The 20,562-nt window shown below is 66.3% G+C and carries 15 protein-coding genes; 5 read left to right on the forward strand and 10 right to left on the reverse strand.

The window, feature by feature from the left end:
• Positions 1 to 6 precede the first annotated feature (6 nt).
• From ACQR1Y_RS04720 to ACQR1Y_RS04735, 4 genes are all read right to left on the reverse strand, one after another.
• Positions 7 to 1,326, reverse strand: coding sequence for an MFS transporter (locus tag ACQR1Y_RS04720; protein WP_434875233.1), 1,320 nt, complete (start codon positions 1,324 to 1,326; stop codon positions 7 to 9).
• Between the two features lie 93 nt (positions 1,327 to 1,419).
• On the reverse strand, positions 1,420 to 1,923 hold the full coding sequence (locus ACQR1Y_RS04725; RefSeq protein ID WP_434875232.1) for a PRC-barrel domain-containing protein: 504 nt from the start codon (positions 1,921 to 1,923) through the stop codon (positions 1,420 to 1,422).
• Positions 1,920 to 4,121, reverse strand: coding sequence for an amylo-alpha-1,6-glucosidase (locus ACQR1Y_RS04730; RefSeq protein WP_434875231.1), 2,202 nt, complete (start codon positions 4,119 to 4,121; stop codon positions 1,920 to 1,922). The genes ACQR1Y_RS04725 and ACQR1Y_RS04730 overlap by 4 nt, the downstream gene beginning before the upstream one ends.
• Positions 4,122 to 4,188: 67 nt before the next feature.
• Positions 4,189 to 5,952: an ABC transporter ATP-binding protein gene (locus ACQR1Y_RS04735; protein ID WP_434875230.1), complete on the reverse strand. Its 1,764-nt coding sequence runs from the start codon at positions 5,950 to 5,952 to the stop codon at positions 4,189 to 4,191.
• A 288-nt stretch (positions 5,953 to 6,240) separates the two neighbouring features.
• On the opposite strand from ACQR1Y_RS04735, the gene ACQR1Y_RS04740 reads away from it, so the two are divergent.
• Positions 6,241 to 7,311: a glycosyltransferase family 4 protein gene (locus ACQR1Y_RS04740; protein WP_434875229.1), complete on the forward strand. Its 1,071-nt coding sequence runs from the start codon at positions 6,241 to 6,243 to the stop codon at positions 7,309 to 7,311.
• A 37-nt stretch (positions 7,312 to 7,348) separates the two neighbouring features.
• On the opposite strand, the gene ACQR1Y_RS04745 is transcribed toward ACQR1Y_RS04740, so the two are convergent.
• The 5 genes from ACQR1Y_RS04745 to bioB all read right to left on the reverse strand — a co-directional run bounded on the left by ACQR1Y_RS04745 (position 7,349) and on the right by bioB (position 13,773).
• A complete protein-coding gene (locus ACQR1Y_RS04745; RefSeq protein WP_434875599.1) occupies positions 7,349 to 9,214 on the reverse strand; it encodes an alkyl/aryl-sulfatase in 1,866 nt (621 codons plus the stop codon).
• Between the two features lie 165 nt (positions 9,215 to 9,379).
• Positions 9,380 to 10,645 carry an adenosylmethionine--8-amino-7-oxononanoate transaminase gene (locus ACQR1Y_RS04750; protein WP_434875228.1) on the reverse strand — a complete coding sequence of 422 codons (1,266 nt, stop codon included), beginning with the start codon at positions 10,643 to 10,645 and terminating at the stop codon, positions 9,380 to 9,382.
• Positions 10,642 to 11,271, reverse strand: coding sequence for a dethiobiotin synthase (bioD, locus tag ACQR1Y_RS04755; RefSeq protein ID WP_434875227.1), 630 nt, complete (start codon positions 11,269 to 11,271; stop codon positions 10,642 to 10,644). The genes ACQR1Y_RS04750 and bioD overlap by 4 nt, the downstream gene beginning before the upstream one ends.
• Positions 11,202 to 12,410 (reverse strand): 8-amino-7-oxononanoate synthase, encoded by a 1,209-nt coding sequence (locus tag ACQR1Y_RS04760; protein WP_434875226.1) that lies wholly within the window; start codon positions 12,408 to 12,410, stop codon positions 11,202 to 11,204. The genes bioD and ACQR1Y_RS04760 overlap by 70 nt, the downstream gene beginning before the upstream one ends.
• A gap of 316 nt (positions 12,411 to 12,726) precedes the next feature.
• A complete protein-coding gene (gene bioB, locus ACQR1Y_RS04765; protein ID WP_434875225.1) occupies positions 12,727 to 13,773 on the reverse strand; it encodes a biotin synthase BioB in 1,047 nt (348 codons plus the stop codon).
• A 117-nt stretch (positions 13,774 to 13,890) separates the two neighbouring features.
• On the opposite strand from bioB, the gene ACQR1Y_RS04770 reads away from it, so the two are divergent.
• Positions 13,891 to 14,526, forward strand: a complete 636-nt coding sequence (locus ACQR1Y_RS04770; protein ID WP_434875224.1) for a GntR family transcriptional regulator — start codon at positions 13,891 to 13,893, stop codon at positions 14,524 to 14,526.
• 871 nt (positions 14,527 to 15,397) lie between these two features.
• Here the strand turns inward: ACQR1Y_RS04770 and ACQR1Y_RS04775 are convergent.
• Positions 15,398 to 15,841: a CBS domain-containing protein gene (locus tag ACQR1Y_RS04775; RefSeq protein ID WP_434875223.1), complete on the reverse strand. Its 444-nt coding sequence runs from the start codon at positions 15,839 to 15,841 to the stop codon at positions 15,398 to 15,400.
• Positions 15,842 to 16,337: 496 nt separating this feature from the next.
• Between ACQR1Y_RS04775 and ACQR1Y_RS04780 the strand changes: the two genes are divergently transcribed.
• The 3 genes from ACQR1Y_RS04780 (at position 16,338) to ACQR1Y_RS04790 (ending at position 20,519) form a co-directional block, all read left to right on the forward strand.
• The gene (locus ACQR1Y_RS04780; protein ID WP_434875222.1) at positions 16,338 to 17,735 is read left to right on the forward strand and encodes an MFS transporter; all 1,398 of its coding nucleotides are present in this window, start codon (positions 16,338 to 16,340) and stop codon (positions 17,733 to 17,735) included.
• A 140-nt stretch (positions 17,736 to 17,875) separates the two neighbouring features.
• The gene (locus tag ACQR1Y_RS04785) at positions 17,876 to 18,325 is read left to right on the forward strand and encodes a (2Fe-2S)-binding protein (RefSeq protein ID WP_434875221.1); all 450 of its coding nucleotides are present in this window, start codon (positions 17,876 to 17,878) and stop codon (positions 18,323 to 18,325) included.
• A gap of 10 nt (positions 18,326 to 18,335) precedes the next feature.
• Complete coding sequence (locus ACQR1Y_RS04790; protein WP_434875220.1) at positions 18,336 to 20,519, forward strand: molybdopterin cofactor-binding domain-containing protein; 2,184 nt, start codon at positions 18,336 to 18,338, stop codon at positions 20,517 to 20,519.
• The last annotated feature ends 43 nt before the right edge of the window (positions 20,520 to 20,562 follow it).

Genomic DNA, 20,562 nt, shown 5'->3' on the forward strand with positions numbered 1-20,562 from the left:
CACGCCTTACGCCCTGCGAGCGCGCTGCCCCGTTTCCGGCATCAGCAGCGCGATCAGAACGAGGCCTGTCAGCGCCACGCCGGACAGGCCCATGAAGGCGGTGACGCTGCCGTAGCGGTCGCTGGCGAAGCCGGCGACCACGGTCGAGAGCGATCCGCCGATCCCCGACGCCGTTCCGACGATCCCCTGCGCCAGATTGAAGTGGCCGCTGCCGAACGCCACATCGGCGACCGTGAGCGGAATCATCACCGCGAACACCGCAGCCGTCACGCCGTCGAAGATCTGCACCGCCACCAGCAAATAGGGATCGTGCACGATCGCAAACAGCGCGCCGCGAATCGTGAGCGCGGCGAAGCCCAGCATCAGCAGCGGCCGCCTGCCCCATTGCTGCGCCACCGCGCCGACCGATGGCGAGCTCAGCGCCACGATCGCCTGCGGCACCACGATGCAGAACGCGATCAGCATCGGCGCCCACTCGCTCGACTTCGTCGTCACCACGCCGGCCATCAGCGGCAGCATCGCCGCATTGGCGAGTTGCAGCAGGAACACGCCGAGCGCGAACACCAGCAGCGCACGCTGTCGCAGCAGGCCGAGCAGGCTCGACAGCCGCGCGACCTCCTTGTCCTCCTGATCGGCGCGGCCATGCGCGCGGGCGATGTCGATCTCGCTTTCGCGGATGCGCGACAGCGCGATCAGCGTCGGAAAAGCGAGGATGAAGGTGACGAGGAACACCGCACGGCTGGAGAGCAGATAGCCGCAAGTGCCCATCACCGCCGCCGCCACGCCATTGCCGAGTGAGGCGAAGCGCGCGTTGCGGCCGAGCCGTTCGGCCATGCCGCGCGGCCCGACCAGGCCGAGGCTGATCGCCGCAATCGCTGGTCCCAGCACGCAGCTTGCCGCCGCATGCAGCATGGCCGCGCCGGCCACCACCGGAAAGATCGGCCAGACCGCGTAGGCGAGCGCGCAGCAGCCGATGGTCGCAATGGCAAGTCCGGCGACGCGCCGCTCCGACTTGGCGGCATCGATGATCGCGCCGCCCGGCATCTGCCCGATCAGCCCGACGATGCCGCCGATCGACAGCACCAGGCCGATCTGCGCCTGCGTCCATTTCTGCGTCGTCAGATACACCGCGATGAACGGGCCGAAGCCGGTCTGGACGTCTGCGAGGAAGAAGATGAACCAGTCGAGCCCGCGCAGGCTCTGCCTGGACGGCGCAGGCCTCGCGGCCGGGCCAAGGTCCTGCACCTCGTCCGCGCGCACGTCCGCTGCCGCGCGCTCCGGCGCGGGCTCCCGATCGGATGATCTCGACGGCCGTGCAATCGGCATGCTCTCGACGCTTCAAGTCAGGGCTTGCTGGACAAATATTCCCGCCATGCCCCGGTGCCCGTGTGGCCAGGAGCGGCGGTCTCACGCATCAACTCAATGATCGAAATCCCAGGGCAACAGCTTGCCGGCCGCGCCGAGCACGACGACCGGCTTGTCTTCCTTGTATTCGGGCGCGGCCTTCACCTGCTCCTTGGTGAGGTCGAGCGTGACCTGGTCGCTCTTGTCGGCAATGTGCTTGAAATCGAGCGCCGTCCAATCCACGACGATCTTGCGGCTGCCGACGCCGAGGAAACCGCCGAAATCGATCACCGCCGCACGCACCGTGCCGGTGAGATCGACGATGACGTCGACGATGTGCCCCATGTCCTCCCCGGTCGAACTGCGAACATCGCGCCCGAGCACGCCATGCGCATCGCGCGCGCCGAGGATGGTCACCGACGGCGGCGGCGCAGGCTCCTTGGCCGGAGCGGCGACATCCTTCGGCGTCGGCGACGCCTGCTGCGACCAGCCATCAGAGGTCTGCAGTGCGACCAGCAGCGGCAGCACGGCAAGACGACGCAAGATGCGCTGACGATCCCTGTGTGTCGGCTTCGTCATTGCGCCAGCACCAGCGAGACCTGGATCTGACCACGGCGGCGCAGCACCTCCATCGAAACGTCCTCGCCGTGACGGCGGATGCGCAGGTCAATGGCGGAATTGCCGAGCCTGAGGTCGCGCAGCACGACCCAGTCGAGGAAGGCCGGCAGCCGCGGATTGCGCAGCCGGATCTCGCCACGCGCGGCATCGAATTCCAGGCCGAGCGCCGCCTCCAGCAAGGTGAACGGCGTCGCGCTGGCCCAGGCCTGCGGCGCGCAGGCGACCGGATACAGCGTCGGCCCGCGATGTTTCTCTCGCCGGAATCCACAGAACAGTTCGGGAAGCCGCCGCAGATCCATGTAGGACGCGGCCTCGAACAGGCCTCCGAACACCTGCTCCACGGCATGCTTGAGGCCGTAGCGCGACAGGCCGAGCGCGATCAGCGCGTTGTCGTGCGGCCAGATCGAGCCGTCATGATAGGACATCGGATTGTAGCGCGCTTCTCCACAAGCGACCGTGCGGATCCCCCAGCCGGAGAAGAAATGCGGCCGCAACAGGTCGGCCGCGACCTTGCGGGCGCGGTCCTCGCGCACCATGCCGCTGAACAGGAGCTGACCCGCATTGGAGGTGCGCACCCGGCACGGCTGCTTGTTGCCGTCCAGCGCCAGCGCATAGGTGTCGAGCTCCTCGCACCAGAACGCATCCTCGAACCGCCTCGCCAGATCAGACGCCTCGGCATCGAGCCGATCGGCCATCTCGGCCTTGCCGAGCCGCCGCGCGCAACGGGCCGCGAGCTGCTTGCCGGCGAAGACATAGCCCTGCACCTCGGCGAGCGCGATGTAGCCCTCGGCGAGACGGCCATCGGAATGGAACACCGCGTCGTAGGAATCCTTCCAGCCCTGGTTCGCGAGGCCGTGCTCGGAGGCGCGCTGATATTCGACGAAGCCGTCGCGATCCGGATCGCCCGGTCCGTCGATCCAGGCGAGCCCCAGCTCGATCGCCGGCCACAGCTGCTTCAACGTGTCGAGATCGCCGGTGCGCTCGACATAGAGGCCGGCCAACAGCACGAACAGCGGCGTCGAATCCACGCTGCCATAGTAGCAGGCGAACGGCACCTCGCGCAGCGCCGCCATCTCGCCGCCGCGCATCTCGTGCAGGATCTTGCCGGGCTCGGCATCGGCGAGCGGGTCGGTCCGCTGCGCCTGGTACTCGGCGAGCCGGCGCAGAACACCACGCGCGATACGCGGATCGACCCACAGCATCTGCATCGCGGTGATCAGCCCGTCGCGGCCGAACGTCGTCGAGTACCAGGGAATGCCCGCATAGGGGTAGCGTCCCTGCGGCGTATCCGTCATCAGGATGTTGAGATCGGCCGCCGCCTGACACAGCACCTCGTTGAGGATGTCGTTCGAGGTCTCGATGCTGGTCGCGCCTTGCGTGCAGCGGCGCATCTCGCGGCGGTGTGCGAGCAGACTGCGGAAGAACCGGCCCGGCTGCTCGCCGGCAGCGGCGTTACAGCTCACCGCGATGAACAGCGACGTCGATTGCTGCGGCTCCAGATCGAAATGATAGGTCGCGACATCGACCGACAGCCGCGACGGACGCGGATCGAAATGCAGCGCGGTCGTGCGCGTCGTGCCGTCGAGGCCGCGATAGTCGAGCATCACGTCGGAGGGGCTCATCAGCTTGGCCGAGCCTGCGCCCCGCCGCGGCCGGACGCTGCCGCGCACCTCGAACAGATCCGCGAAATCATTGTCGAAGGCCAGCTTGAGATCGAAACTGGCGCGCCGATCGCCATGGTTCTGCACGCCGATGCGCTGGTACGCGGTGCCGCGCCATAGAAAAATGGTGCGCACGATGTGCAGCACGTCCTTCGGCAGCACCAGCCGGCCCTGCTCGTAGATGTCGGGATTTGTCAGGTCGATCGTCAGGGACGAATTGTCGTCGCGCAGGCTCGACCCGAGCAGCAGCGGCTGCACCTCGTCGAGCGTCAGCTCGAGCCGGGCCAGATAGCGCGTATCTGCATTGAACAGACCGTCCGGGCCGCCTGCGGAGGCGCCGAGGTCGCCATGACCGTCGAGCACGATGAAGGTGTCGTCGTGCTTGAGGGACCGCCGCGGCCGCGCCGCGGGTCCGGTCATCGGGATGTAGAACGGCTGCTCGGCAGGTTCATCGGCCCGGGCGATCGACGAGAGTGAGGTTGCGACTTCAGCCGACATTTTGACCTCGTGCGAAGTTGGAGTGATCACGCGACCGGACGGGCAAGGTCGCGACGCGACGCAACGATCAGGCGGCGAACGTGGCGAGCCGGTTCATTTCCTGGGTGACGAGTTCCCGATAGGGACCCTCGCTTTGCATCAGCCGCTCAGGCGCGCCGTCCTCGATGATCCTGCCCGATTTCAGCACCACGACGCGGTCAAAATTCCGCAAGGTCGCCAGCCGGTGCGCGATCGCGATCACCGTCCGGCCCCGCATCAGCCGGCTCAGCGCCTCGCGGATCGCCTCCTCGGATTCGCTGTCGAGCGCGGCGGTGGCCTCGTCGAGCAGCAGGATCGGCGCGTCCTTGAGGAAGGCGCGCGCGATCGCGATGCGCTGGCGCTGGCCGCCCGACAGCTTGACACCGCGATCGCCGACCATGGTCTGCAACCCCTCCGGCAGCGTCTCGACGAAATCGCAACGCGCCGCGATCGCCGCGCGCAGCACCTCGTCGTCGGTCGCGCTCGGCCGGCCGTAGCGGATGTTCTCCAGGATCGAGCGATGGAACAGCGAGATGTCCTGCGGCACCACCGAGATCGCCTCGCGCAGGCTCTGCTGCGTCACCTTCGCAATGTCCTGGCCGTCGATCTCGATATGTCCCGCCTGCGGATCGTAGAACCGCTGCAGCAGGGTGAACAGGCTCGACTTGCCGCCGCCGGACTGGCCGACGAGTCCGACACGCTGGCCGGGCTGCAGGCGCAGCGTGAACGCTTCGAACAGCTTGTGGCCGCCCGGGTAGTGGAAGGTGATGTCGTTGAAGGCAATGGCGGCGCCGCTCTTGACCAGCGGCTCGGCCTCGGGATGATCGCGCAGCTCATGCGGCTGCAGCAGCGTGGCGATCGCCTCGCTCATGCGCGCGACATGCTGCGTCACATCGACCAGGGCGACTGCGAGATCGCGCGTCGCGTTGAGGATGCACAGGCCGAGCGTGCACACCAGCACGACATCGCCCGTGGTTGCCCCGCCCCGTTGCCACATCGAGATCGCCCAGGCCATCAGCGCAACGGTCAGCACGATCGTGACGGTCGCGTGCAGGATGCGCAGCTTTTCCAGATAGCGGAGGCTGCGTCCGCGCGCTTCGAGTTCCTTGTCGACGGTCGCATCGAACCGGTCATGCTCGTGGCGCAGGCCGCAGAACGCGCGCACCAGCGGCATGTTCGAGATCACGTCGACCATCTCGCCGTCGACCATCGCCGCCTTGTCGGCGAAATCATCATGCAGCGGCTTGCCGGCCGACGCCAGGCGGAACATGGCCAGGACCATCATGGCCGCGATCAGCAGCAGCGCGCCGGCCATCGGGCCACTCACGGTTCCAATCAGCAGAATCGCCGCAACCGTCGCCAGGCAGGGCGGCAGCACGTTCCAGACGAACATGTTCTCGACCGTGAACACGGCATTCGAGGTCGCCGTGATCCGGCTCGAGAGCATTCCCGGCAGTCGATCACCAAAGTAGCTCGGCGAATGGCCGGTGAGATGACGGAAGATGTCGCGCCGGAGATCGCCGGTGACGCTCACGAAGGTGAAGCTCGCGATCCAGCTGGCGACGCGCCAGAGGACGTTGTCGGTTGCGATCAGCGCCATCAGCAGGATGAATGCGGCCCACACGTTGCCGCTGCCGCGGGGACCGGCCGACAGGCTGTCGACCAGGAACTTGACTCCGTATTGCGTGCCTACCGAACAGGCAACTGCACCGACAACAGACAACAAGATGATGAGATGCGCCGTCGGCCGCTTGCGCAGATAGCGCATGACGAAGGGGAACGGCCGGTGCGCGTAGCCTGATAGCTGATCCATGTTTGTCCTGTGCGACTGTTGGCGACACCTGTTGCGGCCAGATGAACGATGAACGGTTTCTTCTGTTCCGCGCCGCAGCAGCAGTGGCGCTCTGTCAACTTCGCATGAGCGCTGGTCGGCAGAGCTGAAGATGCCAGATGGCAGCAATGAGGTCGGTGGGAACACGTTGTGTCGAAGAAAGAGTGATCGCAAGCGCCGGAACTTCGCAGATGGGTCAACGTTCCTGCTGCGGCAGTGCCGGTGCCATCTGGGGGTTTCCATCCATGATCACGAATAGGAGACGATGAGATGCGCATTGCGCAGGTTGCTCCGTTGACGGAGGCTGTGCCTCCGAAACTCTATGGCGGCACTGAGAGGGTGGTGCACTGGCTGACCGAAGAGCTCGTCGCGCTCGGGCACGACGTCACGCTGTTTGCCAGCGGTGATTCGCAGACCTCGGCGAAACTCTCACCGACCTGGCCGAAGGCGCTGCGCCTCGACGGCTCGGTCCGGGATCCCAACGCGCTGCACATGGTCATGCTCGAAAGCGTGCGCCAGCGATGTGACGAGGAGGAGTTCGACGTTCTGCACTTCCACCTCGACTACTATCCCTTCTCGCTGTTCCACCGGCAGCCCACGCCGTTTCTCACCACGCTGCATGGCCGGCTCGACCTTCCCGAGCACCAGCCGGTGTTCTCCGTCTTCAAGGACGTTCCCGTCGTCTCGATCTCCGATGCACAGCGCAGACCCGTGCCGAATGCAAACTGGGTCCGCACCGTTCTGCACGGCCTGCCCGAACAGCTGCTGATGCCCAAGCCCGTGACGCCGAGCTATCTCGCCGTGCTCGGACGCATCGCGCCTGAAAAGGGCGTCGACCGCGCCATCAAGATCGCGATGCGCTGTGGCATCCCGCTCAAGATCGCCGCCAAGGTCGATCGCGCCGACCAGGACTATTATGACCAGCTGATCTATCCGATGATCAACGGCAATCCGCTCATCGAGTACATCGGGGAGATCGGCGACCATGAGAAGCCGGAGTTCCTGTCCGGCGCGCTCGGCCTGCTGCTGCCGATCGACTGGCCCGAGCCGTTCGGCCTCGTCATGATCGAATCGATGGCCTGCGGCACGCCCGTCATCGCCTATAATCGCGGATCGGTGCCGGAGGTGATCGACGACGGCGTCACCGGCTTCATCGTCGAGGACGAGCTCAGCGCGGTGGTGGCCGTCAACCGTCTGCACGATCTCAGCCGCGCGCGCGTGCGCGAGCGCTTCGAGCAGCGGTTCACGGCCCGGCGCATGGCGCTGGACTATCTCGCCGCCTATCGCGGCCTGATCGAACGGGCCGAGCCGCGCATCCGCCTGGTCAGCAGCGCCGAGTAATGCGCATGGGCCGGGCAATTCCGACGCCCGGCCCGCCTCAGGTCACCGCGGTCCGCTTCGGCTCGACGATCTCGAACATCCGCGGAAACTCATCCATCAGCGACATCAGCTCGGCGAGCCGCATCAGATTGCCGACGACGCTGATCTTGCCGGCGGCGACCGCTTCCGGAAAAGTCGTCGCCTTGGCGATGACCGCGTCGAGAGTCGATCGCGCCAGGGTGAAGCCGGCATCCGCCGTGGACGCCTGCGCGCCCGCCGCATAGGTCAGCGCGCAATTCTGCAGCGTGAGGACGAAGCGCTCGCCGGTGTCGGTGAAGCTCCAGTTCAGCACGATGTGCTTGCCCTCGGCCTTCGGTCCGTTCAGCCTGACGCCGAGCACGTCCCATATTTGCTCGGTGCGCAGCGCCGCCAGGGTTTCTCGCGGCATGCCGGGGCGCGCCGGGATCTCCGGCATGCCGTGGCGCAGCTCCTGAGCGCCGAACAGATAGGCGTTGCGCCACGTCGCGCTTTCGGCGGCATAGCCGAGCTGTTCCAACGTATCGGCGAGCAGCGCACGCGCCTCGGCATTGTCGGGCTCGGCGAACACCAGATGGCCGACGACCTGGGCGACGAAGCGAAACTCGCCCCTCTCGAAATCCGCGCGCGCCCGCGCCAGCAGCGCCTCCGCGCCGCCCATATAGTCGACGTATTTCCGGCCAGCCTGGACCGGCGGCAGCGCATCGAGATTGACGGGATTGGCGTCGTACCAGCCGAGATATTTCTGATAGATCGCCTTCACATTGTGCCGGATGTGGCCGTAATAGCCGCGCGCATGCCAGGCGTGCTCCAGGCTTTTCGGCAGCGCGATCTGCTCGGCGATCTCGCTGGCGGTCAGGCCGTGGTTCATCAGGCGGAGAGTCTGATCGTGCGCGAATTTGTAGAGGTCGCGCTGCTCGCGGATCATCCTGTCGACGCGGGCTGCGCCCCACACCGGCCAGTGATGCTGGCCGCACATCACCTCGGCCTTGCCGCCCCATAATTGCAGCGCCTCGCCGAGATATTTCGACCACGCCAGCGCATCGCGCACATCGGCGCCGCGGAACGGCAGCAAATTGTGGAAATTGTGCGTGCAGTTCTCGGCGAGGTTCAACAGCCTGTAGCGCGGCACATAGAAATGCATCTCCGCCGGCGCCTCGCTGTTCGGCGCCATCTGGAATTCGAAGGTGACGCCGTCGATCGTCCTGGTGTCGCCGGTTGCCATGATCAGATCGGTCGGCCGCAGCAGCGCCACGCTGCCGGCGGCCATGGTCTTGCCCAGGCCGCAATCGACATGGCCCTTCGGCCCTTTCGCCAGCAGCGGCCCAAACTGATACTGCGCCCGGCGCAGCATCGCGGGACCGGCAATGATGTTCTCGGACACCGCGTGCTCGATGAACAGGTTCGGCGCGATCAGCGGCACGCGACCGCCGGTGACGGCGTCCTCGTCGACGACCCCGCGCGCCCCGCCCCAATGGTCGGTGTGGGTGTGCGTGAACATCACCGCCATGACCGGCCTGGTGCCGCGATGCTGATAGTAGAGATCGAGCGCGGCGCGGGCGCCCTCGATCGAGGTCAGCGTATCCACCACGATCACGCCGGTGTCGCCCTCGATGAGGGTCATGTTCGCGATGTCGAGCCCGCGCACCTGGTAGACCCCGGGCACGACCTCGAACAGGCCGTGCTGCATGTTGAGCTTGGCCTGCCGCCACAGGCTGGGATTGACGGTCGGCGGCGCCTCCTCGGCCTCGAGGAAGCCGTAGGGCGCAAGGCTCCAGACGGTTCGGCCCTGTGCGGTGGCCACCTTGGCGTCGTCGATGGTGCCGAGAAAACCGCGGGCCGCATCGTCGAAGTCGGCGGTATCGCCGAACGGCAGCGTCTCGAGCATCGCCTGCTGCGCGGCCCTCACCGCCGCGGTCGCGTCCTTGGCCTCCTTCGAGCTGTTGTCGCTGACCGGCACATTCATGGCTTTCAGTCCCCCCGTCACGAATTTTGTTGGCGGATGCTAGTGCGGGAGATCGTCGAGCGCAAATTGCGCAGAACGGAAGGGTGCTCAGAGCACGCGATCGACGGCCTCGTCAATCGCCGCGTAGATCGTGTCGAGATCCTCTGATGTGACGCAGTAAGGCGGCATCACGTAGATCGTGTGGCCGAGCGGCCGCAGCAGCACGTGGCTGTCACGGAAGATGCCGTGCAGCTTCGGCCCGACGTCGGCGAGGTAACCGGGCTCCTCGGCGTGCAGATCGATCGCCGTAATGGTCCCGCACCGCCGCAGATCCGAGAACCGCTCGTCATAGCGGAAACGCTCCAGGCAGCACTGCTGCATTGCCGCGACAGCGGCGGCGCGGGCTCGCGTCTCCGGCTGGCGCCACAGCGCGAGATTGGCCGATGCCGCCGCGCAGGCGATCGGATTGGCCGTATACGAGCTGGAATGAAAGAAGGTCCGCGCACGATCGGCCGACAGATGCGCCGCGAAGATGGCCTCGCTGCACAGCGTGACCGCGAGCGGCATCGCCCCTCCGGTGAGACCCTTGGCATAGCAGGCGATGTCCGGCGTGATCTCCGCCTGCTCGCACGCAAACAGCGTGCCCGTGCGGCCCCAGCCGGTCATGACCTCGTCGGCAATGAACAGCACGCCGTGCGCCCGGCAGATGCGGTGCATCTCGCGCAGCACCGCAGGCGAGTACATCAGCATGCCGCCGGCACCCAGCACCAGCGGCTCGACGATGAACGCGGCTGGCCGATCCCGCTCGCAGATGGCAGCGAGTGCATCGAGCGTCGCCTGCTCGCGGCCCTCGGCCGGAAACGGCACGACAGCCACATCGAACAGCAGCGGCTCGTAGGCGGCGTTGAACACGCCGCGCGCGCCGACCGACATCGTGCCGATGGTGTCGCCGTGGTAGGAATGCTGCATCACCACGATGCGCGTGCGCGCCTCGCCGATATTCCTGAAATAGCCGAGCGCCATCTTCAGCGCGACCTCGACGCTGGTGGCGCCAGAGTCCGAGAAGAACACGTGCGCCAGGCCCGGCGGGGTGAGGTCGAGCAGCCCGGCGGCCACCTGCTCCGCCGACTCGTGCGTGTATCCGGCGAAGATCACCTGGTCGAGACGCTCGGCCTGCTGCTGGATCGCGCGCACGATCGGCGGGTGACAATGACCATGCGTCACCACCCACCACGACGCGATGGCATCGATGATCCGCCGGCCGTCGGCCGCGTGCAGATAGGCGCCCTCGCCGCGCGTGATCGGAATCATCTGCGGCTGCAGCGCGTGCTGCGTGAACGGATGCCAGATTGGCGAACCTGCCGCGCGCGTCATCGCGCGAAATCCTTGCGCCGGAATGCGGTCGTCATCGCCTGCTGCAGCGTCGATGCCGTAAGCGGCGCCAGCCAGGGCAAGCGGCCAAGACGCGTGACCTTGCCGAGACGGCAGATCGTCTCCTCGCTCTCCGCGGCGGCGTCGCCGATGAAGGCGATGCCGAGCACGGCGATGCCGCGGCTGCGCAGCGCCGCCAGCGACAACAGCGAATGATTGATGGTGCCCAGACTCGTGCGTGCGCACAGCACCAGCGGACAGCGCCAGCGTGCGAACACATCGAGCGTGAGCGTGTCGTCGTCGAGCGGCACCATGACCCCGCCGGCGCCCTCGATCACCAGAGGCCGGCCGGTGTCGGGAGGATCGAGACTGAGCGGATCAATCCTGATCCCTTCGAGGCGGGCGGCGCGATGCGGCGACGCCGGTTCCGCCAGCCGATAATTTTCGGGGAGGACGCGATCCGCGGGGAGTTCGGCCAGACGGCGGACGCGATCGGAATCCGTCTCCTCCGCGAGGCCTGCCTGCACCGGCTTCCAATAGCAGGCGCCGAGCAACGCCGTCAGGCCGGCGGCGAATACGGTCTTGCCGATGCCGGTGTCGGTGCCCGTGACGACGATGCGCTGCGCCATTGCTGCTCTCCTTCAAGTTCGACAAGCGTGTCGAGCAGCGCCGTGATCGCGGCCTCGTCGACGTTCAGGGTCAGCGACAGCCGCAAGCGCGCGGTGCCTGCGGGCACCGTCGGCGGCCGGATGCCGCGCACGTCGAAGCCGCGCCGCTGCAGGCCGGCGGCGAGGGTCATCGCGCGCGCATTGTCGCCGACGATGTAGGGAATGATCTGCGTCGACGACCACGTCGCGCCGAACCGTGCGACGATCGCGCGGTGTGCAAACGCCATGAGCTCCGTCAGCTTCTGCTGCCGCTGCGGCTCATCCTGCAGGATCGCGAGCGCCTCCGTGACGGCCACCGCCATCAGCGGCGACGGCGCGGTGGCGAAGATGAAGGGACGAGCGCGGTTGACGAGGATGTCGCGCAGCACGCGGTGCGCGGTCACCAGCGCGCCGGCGGCGCCGAGTGCCTTGCCGCAGGTGTGCACGACGACGACATCGTCACGGCCTTCGAACCGTGCGGCAAGGCCACGCCCCTGCGGGCCATGCACGCCGGTCGCATGCGCCTCGTCGATCAGCAGGAACGCGTCGTGTCGTTCGGCCACCGCGATCAGATCATCCAGCGGCGCGATGTTGCCATCCATGCTGTAGAGGCTTTCGACGACGATCCAGGGCCGGCCGACACCGCCGTCGCGGCGCCACGCCCGGATCTTGTCCTCGGCGGCGCTGGCATCATTGTGCGCGAACTGACAAACCCCGGCCCGGCTGGCGCGCGCGCCCTCATGGGTGCTGGCGTGCACGAGCGCATCGAGCACCAGCAGGTCGTCGGCTTGCGGCAGCGTTGCCAGCACGGCAAAGTTGGCGACATAGCCCGAGCCGAAGACCAGCGCGCTGTCGACGCCGAAGAAACGTGCCGCTTCGGCTTCCAGCCGCTCGTGCTCCGCGCAATTGCCGCGCAGCAGCCGCGAGCCGGCCGCGCCGACGGGCGTGCCCGCCTCCATCGCCGCAGCGATCGCGCGCTTGATCCGCGGCGACTGAGCGAGGCCGAGATAATCGTTGGACGAGAAATCGAAACCGGATCGCGGACTCAGGCGCCGGAGACGGTCGCGCGCCGCGAGATCTTGCAGGTCATTTGCATAGATCGCCAATTTGTCGGAAGGCATATTGTATCCGCTCCCTATCGGTCAGCCGCATTCGCTTGGAGTCGGAGAACCATGCGGCCAACGTCCGGGCCTCGCCGTTCGAGACGCCCGCCTGAAGGGCATGCTCTTCAGGGTGAGGGAAAAGCGGTTCGGCGAAGCCGCCAAGCACCGCATGAGATCGAACGCTTGCTTGATGCGCACACGACTCATCGTCTTCGTGCAGCTCCGATTGCGGAGCCCATCCCTCATGGTGAGGAGCGCCGCGCACGCGATCGAGCCGTCGCGAACGGTCGCAATGGCGGCGCGTCTCGAACCATGAGGCCCCGCTCCTGCGACATCACGCAGTGACTGATTGATGCGCCGCTTCGCTTGCATCTTCTCTCTTGCGCGCCATCAACGACGACGTCATGCCGAGCCGCGCCAGCAAGTCAGCATCGCGCTCGGCCTGCGGGTTGGCCGTCGTCAACAACACGTCGCCGATGAAGATCGAGTTGGCGCCGGCGAGCAAGCACAGGCTCTGCAACTCGTCGCTCATGTACTGCCGCCCCGCCGACAACCGCACGACGCTCCTGGGCATCATGATGCGCGCCACCGCGATCAGCCGCACCAGCGCTATCCCGTCGGGCCGCGTCGCGGTGTCGTTGACCGGCACGCCCTTGACCTCGTTCCAAAGGTTGATCGGCACGCTATCCGGATGCGCCTCGAGATTGGCGAGCAGCACCAGCATGCCGAGCCGGTCATCAACCTCCTCACCCATGCCGATGATTCCGCCGCAACAGGTCTTGATGCCGGCCTCGCGCACATGCGCCAGCGTGTGGATGCGGTCCTGCAGGGTGCGGGTGGTGATGATGCGGTCGTAGAACTCGGGCGAAGTATCGACATTGTGGTTGTAGTAGTCGAGCCCGGCCTGCTTGAGCCGCTGCGCCTGCGGCGGCGTCAGCATGCCCAGGGTCACGCAGGTCTCCAGGCCCAGGTCCTTCACCGCGCTGACCATGTCGCAGACCTGGTCGAGATCACGGTCTTTCGGGCTGCGCCACGCGGCGGCCATGCAGAAGCGCTCGGCGCCGGCCTGCTTGGCGCGCCGCGCCGTCGCGACGACGGCGTCGTGGTCCATCAGCTTGGTCGCCTTCAGGCCGGTGTCGTAATGCGCGCTCTGCGAGCAGTAGCCGCAATCCTCCGGACAGCCGCCGGTCTTGATGCTGAGCAGGCTCGCGGTCTCCAGCCGGGTCGGGTCGAAGTGCCGGCGATGGGTCGACTGTGCCAGGAACATCAGGTCTGGAAACGGGAGGCCATACAGCGCCTCGGCCTCCTCCCGGGTCCAGTCATGGCGAACAGCATCGCCTTGCTTGATCGGCTCCGAAGGCGAATGGCTCACACGGGTCACGCTGACGCTCCAAGATCATAGATTTTCATAGATATTATCTATGAAATACCGCTCTTCTCGGACCGTAGGATACCGCCGCTTTCAACGCACCTGCTTTTTCGATAGATAATCTATCACATGACAGACGAGAACCTCACGACGGCCCATCGCATTGCCGACGCGATCACCGACCGCATTGTCAGCGGCGCCCTGCCGCCGGACGCGCCGCTGCGCCAGGACCACATCGCGCGCGAATTTAATTCGAGCCATGTGCCGGTCCGCGAGGCGTTCCGGCAGCTCGAAGCGCTGCACCTGGTGGTCGCGATGCCCAGGCGCGGTGTCCGTGTCGCGCCGCTCGATGCGAAGGCGACCAAGGAAATCGTCGAGATGCGCGTCGCACTCGAAGTCGTTGGCTTACGCAACGCCGCGCCGCGCTACACGCCGGCGCATCTCGCCGCGATCGAGCTTGCGCTGATCGAGGGCGACAATGCCGAGACCATCCAGGAGTTCGAGACCGCCAACCGCGCCTTCCACCACGCGCTGGTCGCGCCTTGCGCGATGCCGCGCCTGCTCGCCAGCCTCGACGGCCTGCGCCTCGCCAATTCGCGCCTCGTCCTCACCATGGCCCGCACCGCCGGCTGGCGCCCGCGCAGCAACGGCGATCACCGCCAGATCCTGCAGGCGCTGCGCGAACGACAGATCGGGCATGCGTGTGAGCTGCTGACACGGCACAATCAGACGATCGAGCGGCTGGCGCGGCCGGGGAGCGCGTAGCTACACACAGCGACTCGGACGGTTAGATGGGGCCGCTGACATCCGACCCGATCAGGGCCAATCTGACTGGAATGGGCTGCGAGTTGCCCTGACGTGACACTTATGTGATGTCCGGCGCTCACCCGACGGCTAGCGACTTGCTCCACACACAATCACGGCGGCCTGCGTCAGGACAAAGTTGTTAGTCCACTCCTGATCATAACCAGCCCTCTGAAGATCGGCCGACATGTTTCATGTTGCGTCTCGGAAGCAGACAGCACCTGGCGCTAGCTGGACGTCCAACATCAACCAGCAGCGGAATTTAGTTCAGCTCCTCACATGAAGGCCCCGACAGGAGAGAGCAAAGACCCATACACACTACTCCTGCCATAACGATGGTCCACACGTGAGCCGAATAAGGCTGTTCTCTGTACGGCTCGCTATCGCAAAGAGGAGAAACGCCACAGTCGCCCCGCCAACGACCGCGATGAGCGGCGCCCTGAGCTGGGAGGAGAAAAAATGTGCGAGGTAGCCGTCAACCAATCCGGTGGAGATCGAAACGACAAGCGAGAACATGAAGGCCCAGATTATGCTTTCTTCGGGGATTCTTCCCGCAGCCAGCTCAATACGGCCGAAGCGACACAAAGCGCAGGGCCTAGCAGCGAGAACACGAGAGTTCTTCTCATTGATATCACCGCAGCGGCCCCAATATCCTTTGCTTCACGCCTAAGCGCCACGGCGCATGGCTTCGTATATGGAACGTCCGGTTAAGAGGCGGTTGTGGGGTCCGGGTCATGTCGGCTTCGGGTCGAATGCAAACATCCACGGCGGCTACAAGAGTCGGCTTTGGTCATAACCAGAGATACTCTAGGCGCTGCACCGCCCTCCCCCATCACCCCCCAGGACCGTCCTTCAGGATGTAGCCCATCAGGTCGTCGACGTTGTGCTCCAGATCCCGGATGATGTTCTTGACGACGTCGCCGATCGAGATCACGCCAACGACCTGGTCTCCGTCCAGCACCGGCAGGTGGCGAAAGCCGCGCTGGGACATCATCGCCATGCAACTGTCCAGCCGGTGGTCCGGCCTGACCGTCACCGGATCGGCCGTCATCACCTGGCCGACCGGCGTCCGCGTCGCATCGAGCCCGGGCAGCAGCACCTTGATGGCGCAGTCGCCCTGGGTGACGATGCCGACGAGCACGCCGTCGTCGATGACCAGTACCGAGCGGACCCGGTTGTCGCGCATCTTCTGCAAGGCTTCGACGACCATCTCGCCGGAGCGAACATGAACCAGGGCGCCACTCTTCTGGGCCAGAGCGTCTTTGACTGTGCTCATTGATCTCCTCGTGGGCTCCCTGTTTTGTTCTGCCTTGATGGTCTGTTTGCATCGGACGATAGTCGAAATAGATGGCCGCGTCAGCACCGTGACGATGCCGCGGGCGACGCCATGACCACGCGGACCGCCCTCTCCGCGCGTCGTTCCGGGGCGCGCGGAGCTTGAGGCCGACGCAGCCGGCCGCAAGCGCAGCGCGAGCCCGGAACCCATACCCCACAGGCCTCGTATGGGGCACCCTGGTGGTGGGCGTCTCGCGCCCGACTTCCGTTCGTGGTTATGGATTCCGGGCTCATTCGCGCTGCTTCTAAACGGCTGCGCCGTTTTGCGCGCGAATGCCCCGGAATGACGGAGCAAGACGAGGGGCTCTTGCAAGCATCCGACAGTCTCGGCTCCGCCGCCGCGCATACGGCCATGCGCCAGCAATGGCTGGGGCTCTCGTCCGCTCCCGTGTACATGCTCATCGGAGACGCGCGCACCAAAGGCCCAAAAGGTCCCCATGTCCAACCGCCACCACGCTTTGAAGCTCGCCGGCGACGGCCCGGCCGACGGCCTGCCCGCCAGCCAGCGGCCCTGGGCGATCGCGGCGATCTTCACGGCGCTGTCGATGGCTTCGCTCGACGTCGCCATCGCCAACATCGCGCTGCCGTCGATCTCCAATGATCTGCACGTCTCGCCGGCCGAGGTGGTCTGGGTCGTCAACATCTACCAGATCGCCCTGGTCGCGACCCTGCTGCCGCTCGGCGCGCTCGGCGAGATCGTCGGCCACCAGCGCATCTATCTCGGCGGCCTGCTGCTGTTCACGCTGGCCTCGGTCGGCTGCGCGCTGGCCTGGTCTCTGCCATCCCTGGTGGTCGCCCGCGCATTGCAAGGGCTTGGCGCCAGCGGCATCATGAGCGTCAACACCGCGCTGGTGCGCTATGTCTATCCCGGCAAGATGCTGGGGCGCGGCCTCGGCCACAATGCGCTGGTGGTCGGCATCTCCTTCACCTTCGGGCCGACCATTGCGTCGGCCATTCTCTCGCTCGGCTCCTGGCCCTGGCTGTTCGCGATCAACCTGCCGTTCGGCCTCATCGCGATCGCCATCGGCATGAAGATGCTGCCGAAGACGCCGCGCGCCGAGCACGCGTTCGACTTCCTCGGCGCCGCCCTTGCCGCGCTCTGTCTCGGCCTGTTCATCACCGGCATCGGCAGCGCCGCGCATGGCGCGACGCCGGCGATGGTGGTCGCGGAACTGGTTGGCGCACTCGTGCTCGGCATCATCCTGACGCGGCGCCAGGCCGATCATCCCGCGCCGATGCTGCCGATCGACCTGTTCCGCCGCGGCGTGTTCGCGCTGTCGGCGGCGACGGCTGTCTGCTCCTTCTCCGTGCAGGGCCTCGGCTTCGTGTCGCTGCCCTTCTACTTTGAGGACATTCTGCAGCGCTCGCAGGTCGAGACCGGCTTCTTCATGACGCCCTGGCCGCTCGCGGTCACGATCATGGCGCCGATCGCGGGCCGACTGTCGGATCGTTTCCCCGCCGGCCTGCTCGGCGGCATCGGCCTCGTGATGCTCGGAACCGGCATGGCGCTGCTCGCGATGCTGCCGGAGAACCCGAGCATCCCGAACATCGTCTGGCGCATGCTGATCTGCGGCATCGGTTTCGGCTTCTTCCAGGCGCCCAATATGAAGGCCATCATGTCAAGCGCTCCGCCCCACCGGAGCGGCGGCGCCAGCGGCATCGTCGCGACGGCAAGGCTGACCGGCCAGACCACCGGCGCGGCGCTGGCCGCGCTGTGCTTCAGCTTGGCCGGACGCGAGGGCGCGACCATGGCACTGGCGCTCGGCGCAGGCTTCGCCGCGCTCGGCAGCGTGATGAGTTTCCTGCGGCTGGCGGTGGCGCCGCCGCGCGGCTGATGAGTTCGGGCGAACTCAAACCCCGCCCCATCACAAATCTTCCGCGCCGCAAACGCATATTCTTGATTTGAAGGATTCCAGGCTTCGCGCCACAGTGCGACCTTCAGTTCAACGGGCGCGTTGAACGAAAGGGATCTGCGATGGCAAACCTCACGATTAACGGAAAATCCTATTCGCTCGATGTCGAGCCGGACACGCCGCTGCTGTGGGCGATCCGCGAGAACGCCGGGCTGACCGGCACCAAATATGGCTGCGGCATCGCACAATGCGGCGCCTGCACGGTGCATCTCGACGGCACCGCCGTGCGCTCCTGCGGAGTCACCGTCTCGGAAGCCGTGGGCAAGCAGATCACCACCATCGAAGGCCTCGCGGCGGACAATGGCCTGCACAAGGTGCAGCAGGCCTGGCTCGAGAACGACGTTCCGCAATGCGGCTATTGCCAGAGCGGAATGATCATGGCCGTCGCCGCGCTGCTCAAGGACAATCCGAAGCCGAGCGACCAGGACATCAACGACGCCATCACCAATATCTGCCGTTGTGGAACCTTCGCGCAGGTGCGCGAGGCGATCCACGCCGCGGCGAACGCCTGAGGAGGCTGGCATGAACCAGCATGTGACGCCGCGCCTCAACCGCCGCTCCTTCGTCATCGGCACCGCCGCGCTCGGCGGCGGCCTTGCGCTCGGCCTCGACATTCCCTTCGGAGGCCCGCAGGTGGTGCGTGCCGCTGACGGATCGCCCGAGGTCAATGCCTGGGTGGTGATCCGGCCCGACGACACCGTGGTGATCCGCATCGCCCGCTCGGAGATGGGCCAGGGTTCGCTGACCGGTCTCGCCCAGCTCGTCGCGGAAGAGCTCGCCTGCGACTGGAGCAAGGTGACGACGGAATATCCGACGCCCGGCCAGAACGTCGCGCGCAAGCGGGTGTGGGGCGATTTCTCCACCGGCGGCAGCCGCGGCATCCGCTCCTCGCAGGACTATGTCCGCAAGGGTGGCGCCGCTGCGCGCATGATGCTGATCCAGGCCGCCGCCGACGAGTGGAAGGTGCCGGCAGCGGAATGCACGGCTGCGAACAGCGTCATCACCCACAAGGCCTCGGGCAAGACCACGACCTATGGCAAGGTCGCGGAGGCCGCCGCGAAGCTTTCGCCGCCGGCCGACGTCAAGCTGAAGGACCCGAAGGACTGGACCTTGATCGGCAAGGGCGTGAAGCGGCTCGACACCGCCGACAAGGTCACCGGCGCGATGGTCTATGGCGCCGACATCAAGCTGCCGAACATGCTCAACGCCGCGATCAAGGATTGCCCGGTCACCGGCGGCAAGCTCAAGAGCTATGACGAGGCCAAGATCGCCGGCATGAAGGGCGTCAAGAAGGTGGTCGCGATCGACGGCACGGCGGTCGCCGTGGTTGCCGACACCTGGTGGCACGCCAAGACCGCGCTCGATGCGCTGCCGATCGTGTGGGACGAAGGTCCGAACGCAAAGGTCTCGTCGGAGTCGATCCGCAAATGGCTGGCCGAAGGTTTGGACTCCGGGCCGGCTTTCGTCGGCAATGAGAACGGCGATGCCAAGGCGGCGCTGGCGAGCGCGGTGAAGAAGGTCGAGGCCGTCTACAACTATCCGTACCAGAACCACGCCACGATGGAGCCGATGAACGCGACCGCGCTCTACACGCCGGAGCGATGCGAGGTGTGGTGCGGCACGCAGAATGGCGAGGCGGCGTTCGCCGCGGTGCTGGAGGCGTCAGGCCTGCCGGCCGACAAATGCGAGGTGCACAAGCTGATCCTCGGCGGCGGTTTTGGCCGGCGCGGTCAGACGGACTACGTTCGCCAGGCGGTCAAGATCGCCAAGGAGCTGCCGGGCACGCCGGTCAAGCTGCTGTGGTCGCGCGAGGAGGACATGACGCATGGCCGCTATCACCCGATCACGCAGTGCAAGCTGACCGGCGGCTTCGACGCCGACAATAACCTGACCGCGCTGCACATGCGCATCTCCGGCCAGTCGATCCTGTTCAGCCTGCGCCCCGATGCGCTCGTCAACGGCAAGGACCCCGCGACCTTCCAGGGGCTCGCGGCCTCGGGCGAGGCCACGATCGGCTACTCCGTTCCGAACCTGCTGATCGAGCACTCCATGCGCAACCCGCACATCAATCCGGGCTTCTGGCGCGGCGTCAACGTGAACCAGAACGCGATCTATCTCGAATGCTTCATGGACGAGCTCGCCAACGCCGTCGGCCAGGACCCGCTGGAGTTCCGCCGCAAGCTGATGAGCAAGAATCCCAAGCATCTCGCCGTCCTCAACGCCGTCGCTGAGAAGATCGGCTGGGGCACGCCGGCACCGGAAGGCGTCTATCGCGGGCTCGCTCAGCTGCACGGCTATGGCAGCTATGTCGCCGGCGCGGCCGAGATCTCGGTGATCGACGGCACCAAGATCAAGGTCCACCGCATCGTCGCCTCGACCGATCCGGGCTACGTCGTCAACCCGGCGCAGGTCGAGCGGCAGATCGCGGGCTCGTTCGTCTACGGCCTGTCGGCGCTGTTCTATGGCGGCTGCACGGTGAAGGACGGTCGGATCGAGCAGACCAATTTCGATACCTATAATTCGATGCGCATCGCCGAGATGCCGAAGGTGGAATCGATCATGATCCCGAGCGGCGGCTTCTGGGGCGGCGTCGGCGAGCCGACCATCGGCGTCGCCGCGCCTGCCGTACTGAACGCGTTCTTCGCCGCGACAGGAAAGCGCATCCGCTCGGTGCCGCTGCGCGACCAGAACATCACCTTCGCATGATCAGCGTGGCGGCAGCTGTTGGGACCAACCGCTGCCGCCGTGC

Source organism: Bradyrhizobium sp. HKCCYLRH3099, assembly GCF_051167855.1.
In the GTDB taxonomy this organism is placed as follows: Bacteria; Pseudomonadota; Alphaproteobacteria; order Rhizobiales; family Xanthobacteraceae; genus Bradyrhizobium.